Annotated in this window: 12 protein-coding genes; 2 read left to right on the top strand and 10 right to left on the bottom strand. The window is 56.8% G+C overall.

Translation table 11 applies throughout. The features are described from left to right. Positions 1–18 precede the first annotated feature (18 nt). Together rbn and ABVM99_RS14310 are read left to right on the top strand one after the other, a co-directional pair. The gene (rbn, locus tag ABVM99_RS14315) at positions 19–936 is read left to right on the top strand and encodes a ribonuclease BN (protein WP_000419093.1); all 918 of its coding nucleotides are present in this window, start codon (positions 19–21) and stop codon (positions 934–936) included. A 65-nt stretch (positions 937–1001) separates the two neighbouring features. Then, on the top strand, positions 1002–2003 hold the full coding sequence (locus ABVM99_RS14310) for a chemotaxis protein (RefSeq protein ID WP_000368558.1): 1002 nt from the start codon (positions 1002–1004) through the stop codon (positions 2001–2003). Positions 2004–2043: 40 nt separating this feature from the next. Here the strand turns inward: ABVM99_RS14310 and ABVM99_RS14305 are convergent, their stop codons facing one another. From ABVM99_RS14305 to nuoG, 10 genes are all read right to left on the bottom strand, one after another. Further along, positions 2044–3858 carry a VWA domain-containing protein gene (locus tag ABVM99_RS14305; RefSeq protein WP_023195611.1) on the bottom strand — a complete coding sequence of 605 codons (1815 nt, stop codon included), beginning with the start codon at positions 3856–3858 and terminating at the stop codon, positions 2044–2046. Positions 3859–4559: 701 nt separating this feature from the next. Further along, positions 4560–11876 (bottom strand): autotransporter outer membrane beta-barrel domain-containing protein, encoded by a 7317-nt coding sequence (locus ABVM99_RS14300; protein ID WP_052938520.1) that lies wholly within the window; start codon positions 11874–11876, stop codon positions 4560–4562. Positions 11877–12484: 608 nt separating this feature from the next. Then, on the bottom strand, positions 12485–13942 hold the full coding sequence (nuoN, locus tag ABVM99_RS14295) for an NADH-quinone oxidoreductase subunit NuoN (RefSeq protein WP_000156667.1): 1458 nt from the start codon (positions 13940–13942) through the stop codon (positions 12485–12487). A gap of 6 nt (positions 13943–13948) precedes the next feature. Beyond that, positions 13949–15478, bottom strand: coding sequence for an NADH-quinone oxidoreductase subunit M (gene nuoM / locus ABVM99_RS14290; protein WP_023138690.1), 1530 nt, complete (start codon positions 15476–15478; stop codon positions 13949–13951). 76 nt (positions 15479–15554) lie between these two features. Then, positions 15555–17396 (bottom strand): NADH-quinone oxidoreductase subunit L, encoded by a 1842-nt coding sequence (gene nuoL, locus ABVM99_RS14285; RefSeq protein ID WP_001056582.1) that lies wholly within the window; start codon positions 17394–17396, stop codon positions 15555–15557. Then, positions 17393–17695 (bottom strand): NADH-quinone oxidoreductase subunit NuoK, encoded by a 303-nt coding sequence (gene nuoK / locus ABVM99_RS14280; protein ID WP_000612687.1) that lies wholly within the window; start codon positions 17693–17695, stop codon positions 17393–17395. The genes nuoL and nuoK overlap by 4 nt, the downstream gene beginning before the upstream one ends. Further along, a complete protein-coding gene (nuoJ, locus tag ABVM99_RS14275) occupies positions 17692–18246 on the bottom strand; it encodes an NADH-quinone oxidoreductase subunit J (RefSeq protein WP_000393522.1) in 555 nt (184 codons plus the stop codon). Before nuoJ ends, nuoK begins: the two co-directional genes overlap by 4 nt. Before the next feature lie 10 nt (positions 18247–18256). Next, positions 18257–18799, bottom strand: a complete 543-nt coding sequence (gene nuoI, locus ABVM99_RS14270; RefSeq protein WP_000172747.1) for an NADH-quinone oxidoreductase subunit NuoI — start codon at positions 18797–18799, stop codon at positions 18257–18259. A gap of 14 nt (positions 18800–18813) precedes the next feature. After that, positions 18814–19791, bottom strand: coding sequence for an NADH-quinone oxidoreductase subunit NuoH (gene nuoH, locus ABVM99_RS14265; RefSeq protein ID WP_000118515.1), 978 nt, complete (start codon positions 19789–19791; stop codon positions 18814–18816). After that, entirely contained in the window at positions 19788–22514 is a 2727-nt protein-coding gene (gene nuoG / locus ABVM99_RS14260; protein WP_001728014.1) for an NADH-quinone oxidoreductase subunit NuoG, read from the bottom strand. Before nuoG ends, nuoH begins: the two co-directional genes overlap by 4 nt. Positions 22515–22539: the final 25 nt, after the last annotated feature.

The following is a 22539-nucleotide window of genomic DNA, read 5'->3' as shown; positions in this document are numbered from 1 at the left end:
CAAACGTGTATGGACAAGATGGAATTAATTTTTTTAGGTACGTCCGCAGGCGTTCCCACGCGCTCACGCAATGTAACGGCAATTTTATTACATCTGCAACATCCAACGCAGCCGGGAGTATGGCTTTTTGATTGCGGCGAAGGGACACAGCATCAAATGCTTAATACCGCGTTTCATCCCGGTAAGCTTGAGCGCATTTTTATCAGCCATCTTCACGGCGATCATCTGTTTGGCCTGCCGGGTCTGCTATGCAGCCGGTCGATGGCGGGGAACCCCCATCCGCTAACCGTATACGGACCTCAAGGCGTGCGTGAGTTTATTGCAACCACACTGCGCCTTAGCGGTTCATGGACCGATTTTCCGTTGCAAATTGAAGAAATTAGCGCAGGCGATATTCTTGACGACGGTCTGCGTAAAGTGACCGCGTTCAGGCTGGAGCATCCACTGGAGTGCTACGGATATCGCGTTGTTGAACATGACAAGCCTGGCGCGCTGAATGCCAGGGCGTTAAAAGCCGCAGGCGTTACGCCCGGCCCGCTGTTTCAGGCGTTGAAGGCAGGAAAAACCGTCACGCTTGCCGATGGAAGGCAGATCAATGGCGCCGACTACCTTGCTCCCGCCGTGGCCGGGAAATCAGTGGCGATTTTCGGCGATACCGCGCCCTGCGAGGCCGCCCTCGCGCTGGCGCAAGGCGTGGATGTGATGGTCCATGAAACCACGCTGGATGCGTCAATGGAGGAGAAAGCCAACGCTCGCGGACACAGCTCCACCCGTCAAACCGCGACGCTGGCGCGGGAAGCTGCCGTCGGTCGGCTGATCATGACCCATATTAGCTCACGCTATGACGATAAAGGCTGTCAGCGCTTACTGGCGGAATGCCGTGCTATTTTCCCGGCGACGGAGCTGGCTTACGATTTTTCTGTTTTCCCGGTTTAGCGCTCCATTTTTTGTCCTCATTGCCGATAACACTAAAAAAGGCAGGCTTTCATAATGAGGTTAGGATGGACAATTTTCAGAAAGATATTGATGACAGGGCCAATTTAACCCTGTCCAACCGTTTTGAACTGCTGTTATTCCGTCTTGGTACATCGCTGCATGAACAGAAATCAGAGCTGTTCGGCATCAATGTATTTAAGCTGCGCGAAATCGTACCAATGCCCGCCTTTACGCGCCCGGCAGGCATGAAAGCGCCGCTATTGGGCATGGTCAATATTCGGGATCAGGTCATTCCGGTGATTGATTTGCCAGCGGTAGCGGGCTGCAAGCCGGAAACCGGGCTGAATATTTTGCTGATCACCGAATATGCGCGCAGCGTACAGGCATTTGCCGTCGAGTCGGTGGAAAATATTATGCGTCTTGACTGGCAACAGGTGCATACCGCCGAGAAAGCCGTCAACGGTCGCTACATCACCAGTATTGCCTGCCTGGATGACAACAAAGAAACCAACAACCTGGCGCTGGTGCTCGACGTTGAGCAGATCCTTTATGATATTGTCCCCTCCAGCCACGATCTGCGCGCCACCAATCTGAAGACCAATAAATTTTATATTACCCCTGGCGCGGTAGCCATTGTGGCGGAAGATTCCAAAGTCGCCCGCGCGATGCTGGAAAAAGGGCTGAACGCAATGGGAATTCCGCATCAGATGCATGTGACCGGCAAGGATGCATGGGAGAGAATCCAGCAACTGGCGCAGGAAGCGGAGGCCGAAGGTAAGCCAATTAGCGAGAAAATCGCGCTGGTCCTGACAGATCTTGAGATGCCGGAGATGGATGGCTTTACGTTAACGCGTAAAATTAAAACCGATGAACGGCTGAAAAAGATCCCGGTCGTTATTCACTCTTCCCTTTCCGGCAGCGCCAACGAAGATCATATACGTAAGGTGAAGGCCGACGGCTACGTGGCCAAGTTTGAGATTAACGAACTCTCTTCGGTCATTCAGGAAGTGCTGGAGCGCGCAGCAACAAACAGCCAGGGACCACTGATCAGCCGCAAAAGCGCCTGACGTAACAGGGGATGCCTGCAGTACAGGCATCCCCTGACGCTTAGTGAGACAAGCCTTCCGCCAGTTTTACCAGTTTAATAAACTCCGCGCGATAGCCTTGTTTATCTTCTCCGCGCGCCTGTTCACCCCATTTAATAATTTGCGGCCAGGTCGTATCTGCCAGCGTTTCTGAGCCACGCAGTTTTTGCCCGAAAGCCGCTACCGCCGCGCGGAAACGAAAATCTTCAGAGGCGTCAGCAAAGCTCGGCATCTTTCCCATAACGACCGGGAACTCGGCTAATGTACTTTCGCTGCCCTGCGGCGCTTTCCAGCGCAATTTGATCCACGCCAGCTCGCTTGATTTTGTTGGCTTTGAGGCGGCTTTATCCTGAGCGTAGCGCAGTTTATCCACCGAGGCTTTCTGCCCGTTAAGCGTCAGTTCAAAGAATAGCGTGACGTGTTTACCCGCGCCGATATCACCGGCATCAACCTTATCGTTATTGAAATCCTCGTCGCGCAGTTGGCGTTTTTCATAACCAATCTGCCGGTACTCAGTCACCCACTGCGGATTAAATTCGATTTGCGATTTTACATCTTTGGCAACGGTGACCAGCGTTTGATGCATCTCATCTTTGAGGACTTTTTGCGCCTCGGAGAGGGAGTCGATGTAGCTGTAATTACCGTTACCCACATCAGCAATTCTCACCATCATGGCTTCGTTGAAATTGTCATCGCCGACGCCCAGCGTAGATAAAGTAATACCTTTCTCGCGCTCTTTTTTTACCAGCGCTTCGATGTCTTTGGGATCGGTAATACCGAGGTTAAAATCACCGTCGGTGGTCAACAAAATGCGGTTAACGCCGCCTTTGATAAACCCTTTTTCGGCCTGCTCGTAGGCTAGTCGTAATCCCGCTTCACCACCGGTACTCCCGTAAGCATCCAGATTATCAATTGCCGCTTTAATCGCGGTTGTGTTATTTCCCGCTGTAGACGCCAGCGCAACGTGAGTGCCGCCCGCGTAGGTCACAATCGTGATGTTATCCTGCGCACGCAGATCGTTCACCAACAGTTTTAGCGCCGACCGGATCAACGGCAGGCGTTCCGCTGGCTGCATAGAGCCGGAAGTATCAATGAGAAAAACCAGGTTGGCAGGTGGTAGATCTCTGGTCTGCATGTCCCGGGCCTGAACATCAACTTTTAATAGCGTACGCTGCGCGTTCCACGGCGAGGGAGCCAGTTCGTATTTAACCGCAAATGGCATCGGTATACAGGCCGCAATAGGTTTAGTGTTATCCTGCTTATCCGCAACGGGCTGAGGCGCGGGAAAATAGTTGAGCATCTCTTCTACCCGCACGGCTTCCGGCGGCGGCAGTTGTCCCTGATTCAGAAAGCGCCGCACGTTAGCGTAGCTGCCAGTGTCTACATCCAGACTAAACGTGGCGAGCGGCGCCTGACTTACCTGTTTAATCGGATTTTCGTCGTAGTGTTCGTAACGCGCGGTCCCCATTACATTACCGCCTTGTGCAGCGAACGCTTTTGATGCCACGGCACGTGTCCGCATTTCATGTTGCGGTGCTTCGGCTGTTGCCAGAGATCCCGCTTTGGCATCTGCCAGAGATGCCGCTTTGGCATCTGCCAGGGCTTTGGCTTCAGCTTTCGCTTTATATTCGGCTGCTTTTTTCGCAGCCTGTTGGGCGGCCTCGGCTTGTCTTTTCTGGACAGTGTCATCCCCGGCCTGAGCGCTATTTTCTTTCTGGATAGCCTGCTCCTGTTTTAACTCAGCCGGATTATTTCCCTGCGGGTCGGAGGGCTCCGGCCCACAGCCCGAGAGAACAACCCCACCCAACAACAGCATTAATGTTTTTCCATTAAGCATACAAATTCCTTTTCAATTATATTCGGGTAACTCTCTGCAGATGTCCTGCATTATATTCCGCTTTACTTTTATTATCTGCATGGCGAAAGTAGAAAATAACATTACCTGCGTTAATAACCACCAATAATAAAAAACATAATTATATTTTTGAGGCAAATAATATTTATGTTTAAGATGAACAACTTAATCAGTTGCTGGCGTTCGACCCACAGATTCTGCGTGAAGAACATTATTTACAGTGACCGGTTTACCAAAAGTGAATATATAAGATGGGGGACAATCTGCACTGTGCCCTCGCCGATACTTCCTTTTACAACCCGCCAGACACCAACCCATTAAGCCGTGCCGTTGCTCACGTTATTGATGGAAAGAGATTATATGCCGCCGTCACATGAAATAATGAACTGAGCGCGATCGGACGCCCTGAAAAACGCTGACAGAAATACGCTTCAGATCAAATTTTTCCCATTGAAGTCGATGAATAAACATTTATCCGGGAAACGGGTCACGAAAACAGTTGGGAGAGTTGTTCCACTGCTTGCGGAACCGGATACCGAATGTTGCGCTGCGCTCTACCCAACCTACGCCTGATGGCGCTTTGCTTATCAGGCCTACGAATTATCACATATTGATAACCCTATAGGCCGGATAAGGCGTAGCCGCCATCCGGCATAAATGTTGTACTAAGCCTGGTCAGCAACCTACCAGTTATAGCGCATGTTCAGGCTAAAGCTGGCGTCGCCGTAGTCGTTCTTTCCCTTCTGACCGGCGGCCTGAGCGTAGACGCTTAGCCGTTCGCTGACGTTTGCCTGAATCCCCACTTTCACTTCCACGCGGTCGTTCGGCAAATCCTGCGATACCTTCGTGTCGCCAAAGGTGGCCGAGGCATTGTCGCTGGCGTGCAGCCAGTTGACCTCCATAAACGGCTGGATCCTGCCGCTCTCTTTGTACAGTTTACCGTCCACACGCACGCCTAAGCGCGTCGTCCAGCTATCATCGTTCTGGCCGCTGATGCGGGTACCGCCATCGTCAATAACCGTGTCGGCGCTGTAGCGCTGCCAGGTGACCTGCGCCTGCGGCGTCAGGCTGACCGTGTTGCGGTTGCTTAACGCAATATCATAACGATAACCCGTTTCCAGCGAGACGGCGTGCGCGGCGGAGTCGTAACGGCTGGCGCTGAGTCCGTCGTTATCCACGCTGTTGTTGTAAGCGCCGTACTGATACCAACTGTCGATGTAAGCCCCGCGATGGCTTTGCGCATCGGCAAACCAGGTGGCGTAGAGGCCGAGGTTGTAGCCGTCCACGCTACCGTTGGCGGAGAACTGGCTGCCGTCCGCCCCCCGGTTGCCGGTGCTGTCGGTGCTGGCGTTGATGTAGCTGCCCATCAGGCCAACGGTGACGCTCTGCGCGCCGTCGCTCCAGGTCAGGATGTCGCCGCCGAGCTGGAACTGCGAGTAGTCGCTGTCGATATCTACATTGCCGTTAACCGCCTGCGATTCGGCTTTACCGGCCTTAAAACGCATCCAGATGCTGCCGTCGGCGGAACGGTACTGGCTGCCTTCCCGGTCGTAGAGGGTCTGCATTTGCAGGTTGCGCGCCATCCACTGGTTGCCGAGATAAACGCCAATGTCGGCGCGGTACTGCGGCGCCACGGGCGTGACGTCGCCGCCGTCAGGTGGAGTGATATCGCCGCCATCGTCCGGCGGGGTGATATCGCCGCCGTCGTCAGGCGGAGTGACCTCACCGTCATCGTCCGGCGGAGTGACCTCGCCGCCATCGTCCGGCGGGGTGACCTCGCCGCCGTCGTCAGGCGGAGTGACCTCGCCGCCATCGTCCGGCGGGGTGATATCGCCGCCGTCGTCCGGCGGAGTAACCTCACCGCCGTCGTCCGGCACGTCATCAGACTCGGAGCGCAAGTACCAGTCGCCGCCGTCTTGTTTCAGCGTGTAGGTCCAGGCGTTAATATCAACATGCCCTTTGTAGAGCGTAAAATCACCGTCGGACTGGCCGCCCACCTCAATGACTTCAATACCGTTAACCGTTTTTGCGCCCAGGCCATTAACGTTGGTGATATGCAGCGTGGTGCTACCGGCGGTGTCGCCGGTGACGATCAGTTTATCGGTGGGCGAGCTGTCATCGCCCAGTTGGGTATTGAGATAGAGATGACCGTCGTTGCCGGTATAGTTTCCCGCGATCGTCAGCGTATTGTTGGGCTGGTCGCTGCCGCTTATCATCGCGCTGCTGTTGACGACATCGCCGTTGACGGTGAACGTATCGACAAAGTACAGGTTGCCCAGATTGTTAACATGGCCGTTCACCGTGGCGTTATGGCCGCCAAAGGCGGCGTTCGCGGCGATATTAACCGCCTGCGCGCTCCCCGCAGAGCCGATAGTCGCCGTTTCGGCCAGCCATAGCGCGCCCTCCTGCACGTCGGTGTCGCCGCTGTAGGTGTTTTGCGCCCCCAGGGTCAGCGTGCCAGCGCCCCGTTTGATGAGCGATTTGCCGTCCCAGTAGGTGGCGCTGTCGGGATTGAGCGTGGCGTCAACGTCCGTCAGCGCGGTGTTCAGCGTGAAGCTGTGACCTTGCTCGCTCAGGGTGAAGGTGCCGTGGGCGTTGGTGGCGGCGTTGTCGCTGTCGGCATACCAGGACAGCGAGGCGGTTACGTCATAGCGGGTGTCGTCGTCGGCGTTCACGCGCCCATCGACGGTGAGAAAATCCACCTGTTTGGCGTCTATACCGGCTACGGTGAATTGCGCAAAATCGCTATCGATGGCGCTGTCCGTGTCAATCAGCGTGTAGCTGTACGCGTCGCGGGTCCAGGATTTCGTCACGTTGCCGATGCCGGTAATATCCAGCGTGCCGCCCAGGTTGGCGCGGTCGGCGGTGACGATGGCGCCGCTGTTGCTGTCGGTCAGGTGTACGGCCAGGGTGCTGTTCGCCTCCTGCGTTAGCGTATTTGCCCGCAATGCGCTGCCTGCGCCGATTGCGGTGGTGGCGTTATCGTGAGTGGTGAGATTTGCCGTAACGAACTGGCCGCTGGCGTTCAGTTGCAGGCTGGCGTAATTGTCGATATCGCCGCTGCCCAGCGCCTCAACGTTACTGGCGACCAGCGTACCGCCGCTGATGGTGGTGCCGCCAGTGTAAGAATTGGCGCCGGAAAGCGTGAGCGCGTCGTCGCCGGATTTCACCACCTGGCCGCTGCCGCTGATGACGTTATCGAACGTACCGCTGGTGTTCAGCTCCAGCGTGGCGTTGTCGGTGACGTCGCCGCTGCCCAGCGCATCAACGCTAGTGGCAACCAGCGTGCCGTCGTTGATGGTGGTGCCGCCGGTGTAAGAATTGGTTCCGGAGAGCGTGAGCGTCTTGTCGCCGGATTTCACCACGCTGCCCGTACCGCCGATGTTGTTGGCGAAGTCACCGCCGGTGTTCAGCTCCAGCGTGGCGTTGTCGGTGACGTCGCCGCTGCCCAGCGCATCAACGCTAGTGGCAACCAGCGTGCCGTCGTTGATGGTGGTGCCGCCGGTGTAAGTATTGCTGCCGGAAAGCGTGAGCGTCTCGTCGCCGGATTTTTCCACACGGCCCGTACCGCCGATGCTATTGATGAAGTCACCGCCGGTGTTCAGTTCCAGCACGGCGTTGTCGGTAACGTCGCCAGTACCCAGCGCGTTTACATCGTTGGCGACCAGCGTGCCGCTGCTGATAAGGGTACCGCCGGTATAAGTATTGCTGCCGGAAAGCGTGAGCGTCTCGTCGCCGGATTTCACCACCTGGCCGCTGCCGCTGATGGCGTTGTCAAAATCGCCGCCAGTGTTCAGTTCCAGCGTGGCGTCGTCGGTGACGTCGCCGGTACCCAGCGCCTCAACGTTGCTGGCGACCAGCGTGCCGCCGTTGATAAGGGTGCCGCCAGTGTAAGTATTGCTGCCGGAAAGCGTGAGCGTGTCGTCGCCGGATTTTTCCACCTTGCCGCTGCCACCGATGGCGTTGTTAAAATCGCCGACAGCGTTCAGCGCCAGCGTGGCGTTGTCGGTAACGTCGCCAGTACCCAGCGCGTTCACGTCGTTGGCGACCAGCGTGCCGCCGCTGATGGTGGTGCCGCCGGTGTAAGAATTGGCGCCGGAGAGCGTGAGCGTCTTGTCGCCGGATTTGACTACCTGGCCGCTGCCGCTGATAGCGTTGGTAAAGTCACCGCCGGTGTTCAGTTCCAGCGTGGCGTTGTTGGTGACGTCGCCAGTCCCCAGCGCCTCAACGTTGTTGGCGACCAGCGTGCCGCCGCTGATGGTGGTGCCGCCGGTGTAAGAATTGGTTCCGGAGAGCGTGAGCGTCTTGTCGCCGGATTTCACCACGCTGCCCGTACCGCCGATGTTGTTGGCGAAGTCACCGCCGGTGCTCAGCTCCAGCGTGGCGTTGTCGGTGACGTCGCCGCTGCCCAGCGCCTCAACGTTGCTGGCGACCAGCGTGCCGCCGCTGATGGTGGTGCCGCCGGTGTAAGTATTGCTGCCGGAGAGTGTGAGCGTCTTATCGCCGGATTTCACCACGCTGCCCGTACCGCCAATGTTGTTGGCGAAGTCACCGCCGGCGTTCAGCTCCAGCGTGGCGTTGTCGGTAATGTCGCCAGTGCCCAGCGCCTCAACGTTGCTGGCGACCAGCGTGCCGCCGCTGATGGTGGTGCCGCCGGTGTAAGAATTGGCGCCGGAGAGCGTGAGCGTCTCGTCGCCGGATTTCACCACCTGGCCGCTGCCGCTGATGGCGTTGTCAAAATCGCCGCCGGTGTTCATCTCCAGCGTGGCGTTGTCGGTGACGTTGCCGGTACCCAGCGCCTCAACGTTGGTGGCAATCAGCGTACCCTCGCTGATGGTGGTGCTGCCGGTATAGGTGTTTTCCGCATTCAGGATCAGCGTGCCTGCGCCGGTTTTGGTAAGCGACTGGCCGTTCCAGCCGCTGTTGGCGTCAACGTCTTCCAGCACCGTGTTGACCGTAAAGCTGTCGTCGGCATCCGCCAGGTTGAAGGTGCCGTGGGCGTCGATGGCGGCGTTGTCGCGATCGGCATACCACGTCAACGTCTCGACCAGATCATAGTGTGTGTCATTGACGTTTTTCTGCCCCACGACGGTAATGAACGCGTCCGGGTTCATGGCGTTGCCGTTGATAGTGATGTCGTCAAAATCGCCGCTAATGGCGTTGTCCGATTCGATAAGCGCCAGGGAGATCAGATCGTCGGTGCTGCGTATCGGCTCCTGGCTGGCTGGCGAGGCGACATTGAGCGTACCGTCCAGATTCACGTTTTTTGCGCGGATGACGGGGCCGCTGGTCTCCGTCAAATCGGCCGTTAGCGTGCTGCCGTCCTGCTGGGTCAGGGTATTGGCCTGTAGCGTGCTGCCCGCGCCGATTTCAACGGTGGCGCCGCTGTGGGTGGTGAGATCCGCGACGATAAAGGGATCGCTGGCGCTTGCCGCGTCCAGTTTGAGGTAAGCGCGGTTGTCGATATTGCCGCTGCCCAGCGCGCCGCCAGCGGTGGCGGTCAGCGTTCCCTCTGCAATGGTGGTGCCGCCGCTGTAGCTGTTGTTGTTACTGAGCGTCAGCTCGCCGCCGCCCTGTTTTACCACGTTGCCGCTGCCGCTTATGACGCTGCCGTAGGCGGCGGCATCGCTGCGGTTAAACGTCAGCGTGCCGTTGTCAACGATGTCGCCGTTAAACGCGCCCAGCGTGCCGCCGTTGCCAATCTGCAGCGTCGTGCCGCTATCGACGGTCGCGCCTTTGGCGGTCATCGCGCCGTTCAGTATCAGCGTGCCGGATTTTACCCAAAGCGCGCTGTTGGTTGTTCCCGAGAGGTTCATCGTCGCGCCCGACAGCGTCCAGTCGCCGCTGCTGGTCACGCTGTTCAGGCCGCTGATGCTGCTGCCCAGCGTACCCTCCCCATCCAGAATCAGATTATTGTTGGCGCTGGCGCTATTGTTGTCGTCGGTAATGCTGCCGGATATCTCCGTACCGGTATTGAGGGTGAGGGTGTTGTTCTTGCTGCCGCTATTGATGAGAATGGCGTTGGTTCCGCCGGTTATTTTCCCCTGACTGGTCAGGGTGTTGCCGGAGCCGTTGATGGTTACGCCATTGGTGTCGCCCAGGATTGCTCCCGCATTAGCGAGCGTATTGTTATTGCCGTTGAGCTGAACGGCGGTATTTGCCGTGATGGAGCCGCCCGCCAGGTTATTGAGCGTGTGGCCTGTGGTGACGTAGACGCCGAATACCGAGGAGTCCATCGTGCCGCTGTTGTTAATCGTGACGGCGCCGCCGTGGGCATAGACGCTCGCGTCCCCGGCGCCTTTACCCGTTGTGGTAATGGTGCCGGTGTTGGTGATAGTGCCGCTGGTGCCGCTATAGTAATGGATGCCGTAAGAGATACTGGAGCCGGTCGCCGTGATGCTGCCGCCATTGGTGACGTTGTTGGCACCGCTGTTAATCAGGATGCCGTTGTCTTTGGCGACGATAGCGCTTCCGCTTTCGGTCGTTATCTGGTTATTGCCGCCAGCGATACTGATGCCGGTGCTGGTGGTGGTGATCTTACTTCCACTTTTGGCCGTGATCTGGTTGCCGCTGCCTTTACTGACGCGGATACCATTTTTGCCTGAAATTTCACCGCCTGAGGTGGTGACGATATTGTTATTGCCGCTGATAAGGAGGCCGTCGCTTACGCCGGTCATCTTCCCCTGGTTGGTGATGGTATTGCCGTTGCCATTAATCGCCACCGCCGTGTTGGCCGAGATTGCGCTCCCGGCCTGGTTATTGAGCGTATGGCCTTTGGAACGTGCCGAGTCGAGATAGACGCCATAGACGGTGGAACTCATGGTTCCGCTGTTGTTGACGACGGTGCCGTCGCCGTTGCCGTGGACATAGACGCTGGCGTCTCCCGCGCCGCCGCCCGTGGTGGTAATGGAGCCGGTATTGGTGATAACGCCGCCGGAGGTACTTTCGCCATAATGGATGCCGTAAGTATTGGCGGTGCCATATGCGGAAATCGTGCCGTCATTGGTGACGAGGTTGTCGACGCCCACTTTAAGTTCCATGGCGGTGGACTTGATGCCGACGAGGCTGCTGTTTCCCGCCGTGATCACCCCGCCGACACGGTTGACCACTTCAAAATGAGAACCGTGATAGAGCGCAACGGTAATAAAATCAGACTGCATAAGGCCGCTATTATCAACAGAAACAGAACCACTCACCGCCATATCATTCAGGGTGTGGACATAAATCGCCGCATCCTCGATCTTGTTTGAACCATCGCTGGCCGTGGTGATAATGGTGCCGGTATTGACAATCGTACCGTAAGTACCGTCGCGAAACTCGACGCCATAAGAGCGCCAGGAGCCATCGGAGTTAATCATCCCGCCGTTGGTGATGTGGGCCTCGCCGCTCTGGACGATCACTCCGGAAACGCCCTCCAGCACCCCGCTTTCGCTGCTGACGTAACTGCCGCCATTGAGCATATAAACGCCGGCATATTCCTGGGGGATATCCTCAGGATCATGCTCATACGTTGCGTTGTTTTCGATTAGGGCATCGTTGATCACGCTGCCGCCGTTTTGAAGCATTATCGTTCCATCTTCGTTGGAACCGGTGATCGTCCCCTGGTTATGTACGCTGGTGGCGCCCGTTGACGAATCCAGGTTCATCGCCTGGCTGTCGGTCAGGCTGCTCCCCACGACAGCGCCGCTTTCAATCAGCAGATCCCAGTCGTTGCTGTTATCGCCGACGATGGCGGCGCTGGTCGCTGTGTCGGTGGCGACGGTATTGCCCGTTTCCACGACAAACGGCGTAGCGCCTGACAGGGTGTAGGTGGTGGTCTGGGAGGGAATAGAAACTCGCGTTTCCTCTGCGACGGCGGGGGCAGCATCCATCGCCAGCAGAGTTACCGCGCACGAGGCGCTGACGCTGACGATAGCGCGGCTACCGCTGCGCGCCAGTTCGGAGGTGACAATATATATGCCGCGGGCGGCGTTCCATATAATATTGTAGGTTTTGTTCACTTACTATGTCCTTATTTTCTTTTTGTCCTTTTTGTTTACCTCCGTGGAGCAGCACAAAACCCGGCTATATCGGAGTAACGTTTACGACATAATAAATCGGAATTTGTCATTTTATTAAAATTTATAAATGAACATTAGCATGACATGGTGTGTAAATAAATTTATTTAACGATTATATGTACTTAGAGGTTGCGGTAATAATTAGTAATTCTACCGTTTGGATTCATGTAAATTAAATAAATCAAAATAACATTACTGCGAATTATATTAACAAAGCTGACTGGTTTTGAATTTTATCGCTTCGATCTATTATTCAGGGGGAATATAGAAGAGGTGTGAATATAATAGCGCCTGGCGGCGCTGTCGGATGGCTGACAAAGGGGAATACAACGTTGATGCCGGATGGCGGCTACGCCTTATCCGGCATCTGGTTCTGTGTTCGTTGGAAAAGTGTTGGGTTTCGGCTACGCCTCACCCAACGAGTCTATGGTCTCTATGCGTCACAGGTTTTCATAAGTTGGATGCAATCCAACATTTAGAGGCTCCGGTGTTGGTCATCAGCCTCAACCGCCGATAAATCGGCGGTTATTGACATCATCAACGCGGCATTACATCAGCGGCATCGCCAGTTGCACAAGGCTAATCAGCGGCTGCGGCCAGACGCCCAGTACCAACACCAGCAACGCGGAGATCAGCACCACGATACCGCCTGCGCTGTACTGCCAGTTTGTCGGCGCGTCGCGTCCCGGTTGCTGCGGCGCGTGCAGGTAGAGACTCACCGCAACGCGCAGGTAGTAGTACAAACCAATCGCGGAACCCACTACCACGGCGGCGACCAGCCACCACAAGCTGGCCTGAACGCCGACCGCCAGCACGTAGAATTTGCCGATAAAGCCCAGCGTCATCGGGATACCTGCCAGCGACAGCATCATCACCGTCATCACTGCGGCAAGAACCGGACGGTGCCAGAACAGACCACGGTAAGAGTACAGAGAATCCGCATCCGGGCCGCGGAACGGGCTGGACATCAGGCTGACCACGCCAAACGCGCCGAGGCTGCTGAACAGATAACCGGCCAGGTAAACGCCTACCGCTTCCATCGACATCTCGCCGCTCTGCAGGGCAATCAGCGCCACCAGCAGATAGCCGAGGTGAGAGATAGAAGAGTAACCGAGCAGACGTTTGATGTTGGTCTGGCTCAGCGCCATCAGGTTACCAAAGATGATAGAGGCAAAGGCGATAATGCCCAGCACCACGCGTACCGCTTCGCTATCGCCTACCGGCGCATAGAGGAACAGACGCATCACCACGCCGAAGATAGCAATTTTGCTCGCCGTCGCCAGGAAGGTGGAAACCGGCGCAGGCGCGCCCTGATAAACGTCTGGCGTCCACAGGTGGAACGGCACCAGAGAGAGTTTAAAGCCCAGACCAACAATCATCAGGCCAAAGCCCGCCAGCAGCAACGGCTCGTGCAGCATACCATCGCCGAGGCTCTTACCGAGCGCTTCGAAAGACAGGTTGCCGGACTGCGCATAGACCAGCGCCATCCCGAACAGCAGGAAAGACGAGGCGGCAGCGGAGAGGATGGTGTATTTGATACTGGCTTCCAGCGAGCGTTTCTGGCGGAAAGCATAACCAATCAGGCCGAACAGCGGCAGTGAGATCAGTTCAATACCGAGGAACAGCGCCGCCAGATGGTTGGCGTTCGCCAGCAGAATTCCGCCCAGGCTGGCGATTAACACCAGCAGGTAGAACTCTTCCTGGTTATCGTTATAGCCTTCCAGCCACGGGTAGGCAAAGGTACAGGTGGCGAGGCTCGCCAGCAGCACCAGCCCGGTGTAGAGCATCGCAAAGCCGTCAACGCGCATCAGCGGCGTGACGTCCATTGCCCCGGCCTGGCCGACAAACCAAAGCGAAACCAGAGCAGCGTTAAGCCCAATGACCGATAGCGTGGCATTGAGGAAGTGATTGCGTCGCCACGCAATGGAGAGCATCACAACCACCACCGTCAAGCCGACGATCAGCAGCGGTAGCAGCGCAATCAGGTGTTGTGGAGTTATTGTCATGGCGATTTACGGCCTTGTAGTAGTAACGGAATTAACAAACCACTGCTGGATGTTGCTCATCGCAGAATGCGAGGTATCCAGAATCGGCTGCGGATAGAAGCCAAGCAGTACCAGAAGCACCACCAGCAACAGAATGATAAACAGCTCGCGCAGCGACATCCCTGGCAGTTCCTGGCTGGCAATCTGGCTCTTCGCTTTACCGAAGTAAGCGCGATGCAGCATCGCCAGCGAGTATACAGAGGCGAATACCAGCCCAAAGGTGGAGATCACGGTAATCATCGGCACCACCTGGTAGCTGCCGAACAGAATCATAAACTCGCCGACAAAGTTACCGGTGCCCGGCATACCGAGCGTCGCCACCGCAAAGAACATGGACAGCGCAGGCAACCACTTCATCTTGCCCCACAGGCCGCCCATCATACGCATGTCACGCGTATGCAGACGTTCGTACAACTGGCCACACAGAATGAACAGACCGGCTGCGGACAAACCGTGCGCAATCATCTGAATCACCGCGCCCTGGTACGCCAGTTGGCTGCCGGTGTAGATAGCGATCAGCACGAAGCCCATGTGGGAAACGGAGGTATAGGCAATCAGGCGCTTGATGTCGTATTGGGTAAAGGCCATCCACGCGCCGTAGAAAATGCCGATAACGCCCAGCCACATGGCGATAGGCGCAAACTCCGCCGACGCGTTCGGGAACAATGGCAGGGAGAAACGCAGCAGACCGTAAGCGGCGGTTTTCAGCAAGATACCGGCCAGGTCGACGGAACCGGCGGTCGGCGCCTGGGAGTGCGCATCCGGCAGCCAGCCATGCAGCGGCACCACCGGCATTTTCACCGCGAAGGCGATGAAGAAGCCCAGCATCAGCAGATATTCCACACCGTGGGACATCGGCGTGTTCAGCAGTTCTTCATAGTTGAAGGTCCAGACGCCGGTCGCTTTATAGTGCACAAAGACCAGCGCCAGGATGGCAATCAGCATCACCAGACCACTCGCCTGGGTGTAGATGAAGAACTTGGTCGCCGCCGTGATACGCGTTTTCCCGTCAGAAGCTTTGTGGCCCCACAGCGCGATCAGGAAGTACATCGGCACCAGCATCATTTCCCAGAAGAAGAAGAACAGGAACATGTCGATGGCCAGGAACACGCCGATAACGCCGCCTAAGATCCACATCAGGTTCAGGTGGAAGAAGCCCTGATATTTTTCGATTTCTCGCCAGGAGCAAAGCACCGCCAGAACGCCGAGCAGGCCGGTCAGCACCACCATTAGCAGCGACAGTCCGTCGAGCGCCAGATGGATAGAGATGCCAAAACGCGGGATCCACGGCAGGACAAATTCAGATTGCCACTGCGGAATACCGGCGGATTGCGTCAGTGAGTAGCCGCCCTGCAACCACAATTGCAGACCGAGCGCCAGCGTCAGCCCCATGGTAATCAGCGCTATCCAGCGCGGCACCTTCACGCCAAAGCGTTCGGTCTGCCAGCACAGAAAGCCGCCGATAAAGGGAATCAATATTAGCCAGGGTAGTAACATGGCGATTTTTATTCCTTTTTAAGGCCTCTGACAGAGGCCTGATTTTCAACGAATTTGGATAAAATTCACTTTACGATCAACGCAGTACCATCAGCAGCGCCAGCACCACAACCGCGCCAATGCTCATGGATGCCACATACCAGCGCAAATAACCGTTCTCGCTCAGTACCAGGCCTTTGCCTGCAAAACGGGAAAGGATAGCCGGAATGTTCATCAACGCATTAAGCGGGTCGCGCTTCAGCAGCCAGGCGATACCGAGGAATGGCTTGACGAATACTTTGTCGTACAGCCAGTCAAAGCCCCAGGCGTTATACCACCAGGTACCCAGCAGACGGCCCGGCGCGCTGTTGGCGATCGACGTCACCAGCGTGCGTTTACCCAGCCACAGCCATGCGGCAATCAGGATGCCGGCAATCGCCACTACGCCAGAGGTAATTTCCAGCGTCATGACGCGACCATGCGCCAGTTCAGTTGTCTGCGGCAGCACCCCCTGCAATGGCGGCACAATCAGCGCGCCAACAAAGGTAGACAGGATCATCAGGACAATCAGCGGCAGATGATGGGTAATCCCCTTCCCTGCATGAGCATGAATTTGTTCTTTCCCGTGGAATACGATGAAAATCATCCGGAAGGTGTACAGCGAGGTCATGAACGCGCCGACCAGACCCGCCACCATCAGATTGATATGACCGTTCGCCATCGCGCCAGCCAGGATCTCATCCTTACTGAAGAAGCCCGCAGTGACCAGCGGCAGCGCCGACAGCGCCGCGCCCCCCACCAGGAAGCAGGCATACACCAGCGGAATGGACTTACGCAGACCGCCCATCTTAAAGATGTTCTGTTCGTGATGGCAGGCCAGAATTACCGAGCCGGAGGCCAGGAACAGCAGCGCTTTAAAGAAGGCGTGCGTCATCAGGTGGAAAATCGCCGCATCCCACGCCTGCACGCCAAGCGCCAGGAACATGTAGCCAATCTGGCTCATGGTGGAATAGGCCAGCACGCGTTTGATGTCGGTCTGCACCAGCGCGGCGAAACCTGCCATTACCAGCGTAATCGCCCCGATAATACCCACCAGATGCAGAATTTCCGGGGTCATCAGGAACAGGCCATGCGTGCGTGCAATCAGGTAGACACCGGCGGTAACCATGGTGGCGGCGTGGATCAGCGCGGAGACCGGCGTCGGACCGGCCATCGCGTCGGCAAGCCAGGTCTGCAACGGTAGCTGCGCAGATTTACCGACCGCGCCACCCAGCAGCATCAGCGTCGCCCACATCAGCATGTTGTTGCCGTCAGCAAAGTGCGCTGGCGCCAGCTCGACCATTTCGCGGAAGTTCAGCGTGCCCAGTTCGTTGTAGAGGATGAACAGCGCGAAGGCGAGGAACACGTCACCGACACGGGTCACCACGAAGGCTTTCATTGCCGCTGCGCCATTCTTCGGATCGCTGTAATAGAAGCCGATCAACAGATAAGAGCACAGGCCCACGCCTTCCCAGCCGAGGTACATCAACAGCAGGTTATCGGACAGCACCAGAACAACCATGCTGGCGATAAACAGGTTGGTATAAGCGAAGAAGCGGGAGTAACCCTCTTCCCCACGCATGTACCAGGACGCGAACATGTGGATCAGGAAGCCGACGCCGGTGACCACAGAGAGCATGGTCAGCGACAGGCCGTCCAGCACCAGGTTAAAACCGATGTTGAAGTTACCGACCGACATCCACGTCCACAGCGGCTGGCTGAACGCCTGTTTGCCGTTGGCGAAGAAATCCATCCCGACAAACGCTGTCACCAACGCCGCCAGACCAACGGAGCCCACGCCAATGGTCGCGGAGAGATTTTCCGACCAGCGTCCGCGAGAGAACGCCAGCAGTACAAAGCCAATCAATGGCAGAATAATGGTTAAGGCAAGCATGTTCATCCACGCATCTCACTTACTGAATCGATGTTCAGGTTCTGGCGACGGCGATGGAGTTGCAGCAACAGCGCAAGTCCAATACTCGCTTCCGCAGCCGCAAGGCTGATGGCGAGAATGTACATCACCTGACCATCGGTCTGGCCCCAGTAGCTCCCGGCGACCACAAAGGCCAGCGCGGAGGCATTAATCATGATTTCCAGCCCGATCAGCATAAACAGCAGATTGCGGCGGATAACCAGACCGGTTAAACCCAGGACGAATAAAATCGCAGCGAGGATCAGTCCGTGTGTTAAGGGGATCATGCGCGCTCCTCCGTTTTTCTTTTCGCGCGGTCATCGGCGCGGTTGCTTAGCACTTCGCCCGCACGCTCTTCACGACCGACGTGGAACGCCACCACCAGGCCTGCCAGCAGCAGCATCGACGCCAGTTCGACCGCCAGAACATAAGGCCCGAACAGCGTGATGCCCACCGCTTTCGCGCTAATCGGCGTGCCGTCGATGCCCTGGTCGTTAACGCCCAGAATGGCGTACACAATGACCGCCAGCATAATGGCCGACAAAACCGCCGGACCAATCCACACCTGCGGCTTCAGCCACTGGCGTTCCTGTTCGATTTCGCTGCCGCCGAGGTTGAGCATCATCACCACGAACACAAACAGCACCATGATGGCGCCTGCGTAGACGATAATTTCCAGCGCACCGGCAAAATAAGCGCCCAGCGAAAAGAACACCCCGGAAATCGCCAGTAGCGATATCACCAGATACAACAGCGCGTGTACCGGATTGGTATGGGTGATCACTCGCAGGGTCGCGAGGATGGCTATCAGGCCACAGATATAAAAAGCGAATTCCATTGCCCTCTCCTTACGGTAACAGGCTCTTGACGTCGATAGGCTTGGCTTCGTTCTCTGCTTCGCCTTTATCTTTGCCGTCGATTGCCATACCCGCCATCCGGTAGAAGTTATATTCCGGGTATTTGCCCGGACCGGAAATCAGCAGATCCTCTTTTTCGTACACCAGATCCTGACGTTTGTATTCGCCCAGTTCGAAGTCCGGGGTCAACTGAATCGCCGTGGTCGGGCACGCTTCTTCGCACAGGCCGCAGAAGATGCAGCGTGAGAAGTTAATGCGGAAAAATTCCGGATACCAGCGGCCATCTTTGGTCTCCGCTTTTTGCAGAGAGATACAGCCTACCGGACAGGCTACCGCGCACAGGTTACAGGCAACGCAGCGCTCTTCGCCGTCCGGGTCGCGCGTGAGCACGATACGACCACGGTAACGGGGCGGTAAATAGACCGGCTCTTCCGGATACATCCGCGTTTCGCGTTTGGCGAACGCATGCAGGCCGATCATCCAGATACTGCGTACCTGAGTGCCGAAACCTACTAATAATTCTTTTAAGGTCATGGTCTTTGTGTCCCTTATTGCGCCTGCCACAGAATGACAGCCGCCGTTACCAGCAAGTTGATGAGCGTCAGCGGCAGGCAAACTTTCCAGCCGAAGGACATTACCTGGTCATAACGCGGACGCGGTAACGACGCACGAATCAAAATGAACATCATCATGAAGAACGCGGTTTTCAGCGCGAACCAGACGAATGGCGGTAAGAACGGGCCATGCCAGCCACCGAAGAACAACGTTACCATCAGCGCGGATACGGTGACGATGCCGATGTACTCCCCCACGAAGAACAGACCGAATTTCATACCGGAATATTCGATGTGGTAACCGTCCGCCAGTTCCTGCTCGGCTTCCGGCTGGTCAAACGGGTGACGGTGACAGACCGCTACGCCCGCGATGGCGAAAGTAACAAACCCAAAGAATTGCGGAATCACGTTCCACAGATGCGCCTGGTTATTGACGATATCGGTCATATTAAATGAACCGGCCTGCGCCACCACGCCCATCAGGGAAAGACCAAGAAACACTTCGTAGCTCACCGTCTGGGCAGACGCGCGCATCGCGCCCAGCAGCGAGTATTTGTTGTTGCTCGACCAACCGGCGAACAGCACCGCGTAAACCGCCAGACCGGCCATCATCAGGAAGAACAGAATCCCGATGTTTAAATCGGCCACCACCCAATTAGGGCTAACCGGCACAATGGCGAAGGAGAGCAGCAGCGAAGTAAACGCGATCATCGGCGCCAGGGTAAAGATGACGCGATCCGAGAATTTCGGGATCCAGTCTTCTTTAAAGAACATCTTGATCATGTCCGCGACCAGCTGGAGCGAGCCGCCCCAGCCAACGCGGTTTGGTCCATAACGGTTCTGGAACAGACCCAGCAGACGACGTTCGCCAAAGCTCATGAAGGCCCCGCAGGTGACGACCACCAGCAGAATCACCACCGCTTTGAGAATGCTCAGCAGGATCTCAATCAGATCCGGTGTAATCCAACTCATTGTTGCGCCTCCCGCAGATCCTCAAGACGCGCGCCAGCCAGAACCGGCGCGATGCCAGGCATACCCATCGGCAGCCCTACCTGCCCTGCCGCTAACCCTTCAGAGATTTCAACCGGCAGCGTCACCGTATTGCCATCGTAGCTAAAGGAGACGCGCGTCCCGGCATTAACGCCCAACTTCGCGGCATCCGCCGGGTTAAGTTTGATATACGGCTGCGGCATACGGCTCTGGAAGACCGGAGAACGCTGAGACAATTCGTCGCTGCCAAACAGGTGGTAATACGGCGCAATACGCCACTGACCGTCTTGCGCCTGGAAGCTTGCCGGCACGGTAGTGAAATAATCCAGACCGCCCTCAGTCGCTTCAATCAAACGCACGCCCGGATCGCCGTGACGCAGTTTGCCGCCCACTTCATCCTGGAATTTGTTCCACGCCTGCGGGGAGTTCCAGCCCGGCGCCCAGGCGAACGGAATTTCAGATCGCGGGGCAGTCGGTTGGTTATTCCCTTCCATTGAGAAGGCGAACATGGTGTCTTTATCCTGCGGCTGACGTGGTTCATGCACGCTGATATTGGCGCGCATCGCCGTACGGCCACTGTAACGATGCGGTTCGCGCGCCAGCTTCTGCCCACGAATGCGGAAGGTCGCATCCGGCGCGGCGTCTTTAATACCGGCAAATTGCGGCATGGCGGCAATGACCGCGTCGATCACGTGGTCAAGCTGAGTCCAGTCCACTTCGCGGTTTTCGACGGTGCTGTGCAGCGAATGCAGCCAGCGCCAGCTTTCCAACATAATCGTCTTGTTATCGTAGTAGGCCGGATCATAAACCTGGAAGAAGCGCTGCGCGCGGCCTTCGTTGTTGATGACCGTACCATCGCTTTCGGCGAAGCTTGCCGCGGAAAGCACCAGATGCGCGTTTTCCATAATCGCCGTGCGCTGATGGTCAACCACCATCACCAGCGGCGCTTTGGCGAGCGCAGCGTTCACGCGCGTAGCGCTTGCATGACGGTGGAGATCGTTTTCCAGCACCACCACCGCGTCCGCGTTGCCGGTTTCCAGCTCGCCCAACGCATCGTCAAGCGAACCGCCGCCCATCATACCCAGCCCCATGCTGTTCACGGAACGGGCAATCATAGTAATACCGACGTCGGCGCCACGGCCTTTCAGCGCTTTCGCCACGTTGGCGGCCGCCTGAATCACCTCACTGCTACCGGCGTTAGTGCCGGAGATAATCAGCGGTTTTTTCGCGCCGGCCAACGCCTGCACAATGACATCAATTTTGTTTTGTAAGTCGCTGTCGATACCGTCAACCGCAGGCGCCGTATTGTCCAGCGCATGAGCAATCGCAAAGCCCAGGCGCGCCTGATCTTCCACCGGCGCGCGATAGGTCCAGGCGGCGATATCATCCAGACGGGTGTCGTCCACGTTGGTCACGAACAGCGGATGTTTGGCACGCTGGCCGATGTTAAGGATGGCCGCAATCTGCCAGTCGGCTACTTTCTGCGCCGCCGCCATTTCACGCGCTTTACCTTTCACCGCCTGGCGTACCGCCAGCGCAACGCGCGCGCCGGTCTGGGTAACGTCTTCGCCCAATACCAGTACCGCGTCATAAGATTCGATTTCCCGCAGCGCCGGGGTGTAAATTCCGCCTTCACGCAACACTTTCAGCGCCAGTTGCAGACGTTCCTGCTCGCCGCGCGCGATACCGGTGTAGAAGTTTTCCGCACCAACCAGCTCACGCAGCGCAAAGTTGCTCTCAATGCTGGCGCGTGGCGAACCGATACCGATCACTTTCTTCGACTGGCGCAGAATATCCGCCGCGCCCTGCATCGCCTGCTCGGCGTTGAGAGTAATAAAGTCATCGCCACGGCGCTGAACCGGCTGACGCGGACGGTCTTTCAGGTTCACATAGCCATAGCCGAAACGACCGCGGTCGCAGAGGAAGTAGTGGTTAACGGTACCGTTGTAACGGTTTTCGATACGGCGCAGTTCGCCATAGCGCTCGCCCGGGCTGATGTTACAGCCGATGGAACACTGCTGGCAGATGCTCGGCGCAAACTGCATGTCCCATTTACGGTTGTAACGCTCGGAGTGCGTTTTATCGGTGAAAACGCCGGTCGGGCAAATCTCGACCAGGTTACCGGAGAATTCGCTTTCCAGCGTACCGTCTTCCGGACGCCCGAAGTAGACGTTGTCATGCGCGCCATAGACGCCCAGATCGGTGCCGTCGGCATAATCTTTGTAGTAACGCACACAACGGTAGCAGGCGATGCAGCGGTTCATTTCGTGAGAGATAAACGGCCCCAGATCCTGGTTGCGGTGGGTACGTTTGGTGAAACGGTAGCGGCGGAAACTGTGCCCCGTCATCACGGTCATATCCTGAAGATGGCAGTTACCGCCCTCTTCACAGACCGGACAGTCGTGCGGGTGGTTAGTCATCAGCCACTCCACCACGCTTTCACGGAACTGTTTCGCTTCTTCGTCGTCAATAGAGATAAAGGTACCGTCGGTGGCTGGCGTCATACAGGACATCACCAGGCGACCACGCGTATCTTCCGCGTTTTGGTATTGCTTCACCGCACACTGGCGGCAAGCACCGACGCTTCCCAGCGCCGGGTGCCAGCAAAAATACGGAATATCAAGGCCCAGGGACAGACATGCCTGTAGCAGGTTGTCCGCGCCGTTGACCTCGTATTCTTTGCCGTCTACATGAATCGTAGCCATTAGCATGCTTCCAAATTAAAAATCG

Origin of the sequence: Salmonella sp. SJTUF15591 (genome assembly GCF_043356435.1) — a bacterium.
In the GTDB taxonomy this organism is placed as follows: domain Bacteria; phylum Pseudomonadota; class Gammaproteobacteria; order Enterobacterales; family Enterobacteriaceae; genus Salmonella; species Salmonella enterica.
Note: the sequence above shows the minus strand (reverse complement) of the source record. Positions and strands in the feature narration are given on the sequence as shown.

Excerpts from the sequence above, each read along its gene's own strand:
- rbn (WP_000419093.1), top strand. The coding sequence starts at position 19 with ATGGAATTAATTTTTTTAGGTACGTCCGCAGGCGTTCCCACGCGCTCA.
- ABVM99_RS14305 (WP_023195611.1), bottom strand. The coding sequence starts at position 3,858 with ATGCTTAATGGAAAAACATTAATGCTGTTGTTGGGTGGGGTTGTTCTC.
- nuoN (WP_000156667.1), bottom strand. The coding sequence starts at position 13,942 with ATGACAATAACTCCACAACACCTGATTGCGCTGCTACCGCTGCTGATC.
- nuoH (WP_000118515.1), bottom strand. The coding sequence starts at position 19,791 with ATGAGTTGGATTACACCGGATCTGATTGAGATCCTGCTGAGCATTCTC.
- ABVM99_RS14310 (WP_000368558.1), top strand. The coding sequence starts at position 1,002 with ATGGACAATTTTCAGAAAGATATTGATGACAGGGCCAATTTAACCCTG.
- nuoL (WP_001056582.1), bottom strand. The coding sequence starts at position 17,396 with ATGAACATGCTTGCCTTAACCATTATTCTGCCATTGATTGGCTTTGTA.
- nuoI (WP_000172747.1), bottom strand. The coding sequence starts at position 18,799 with ATGACCTTAAAAGAATTATTAGTAGGTTTCGGCACTCAGGTACGCAGT.
- nuoJ (WP_000393522.1), bottom strand. The coding sequence starts at position 18,246 with ATGGAATTCGCTTTTTATATCTGTGGCCTGATAGCCATCCTCGCGACC.
- nuoM (WP_023138690.1), bottom strand. The coding sequence starts at position 15,478 with ATGTTACTACCCTGGCTAATATTGATTCCCTTTATCGGCGGCTTTCTG.
- nuoG (WP_001728014.1), bottom strand. The coding sequence starts at position 22,514 with ATGGCTACGATTCATGTAGACGGCAAAGAATACGAGGTCAACGGCGCG.
- nuoK (WP_000612687.1), bottom strand. The coding sequence starts at position 17,695 with ATGATCCCCTTAACACACGGACTGATCCTCGCTGCGATTTTATTCGTC.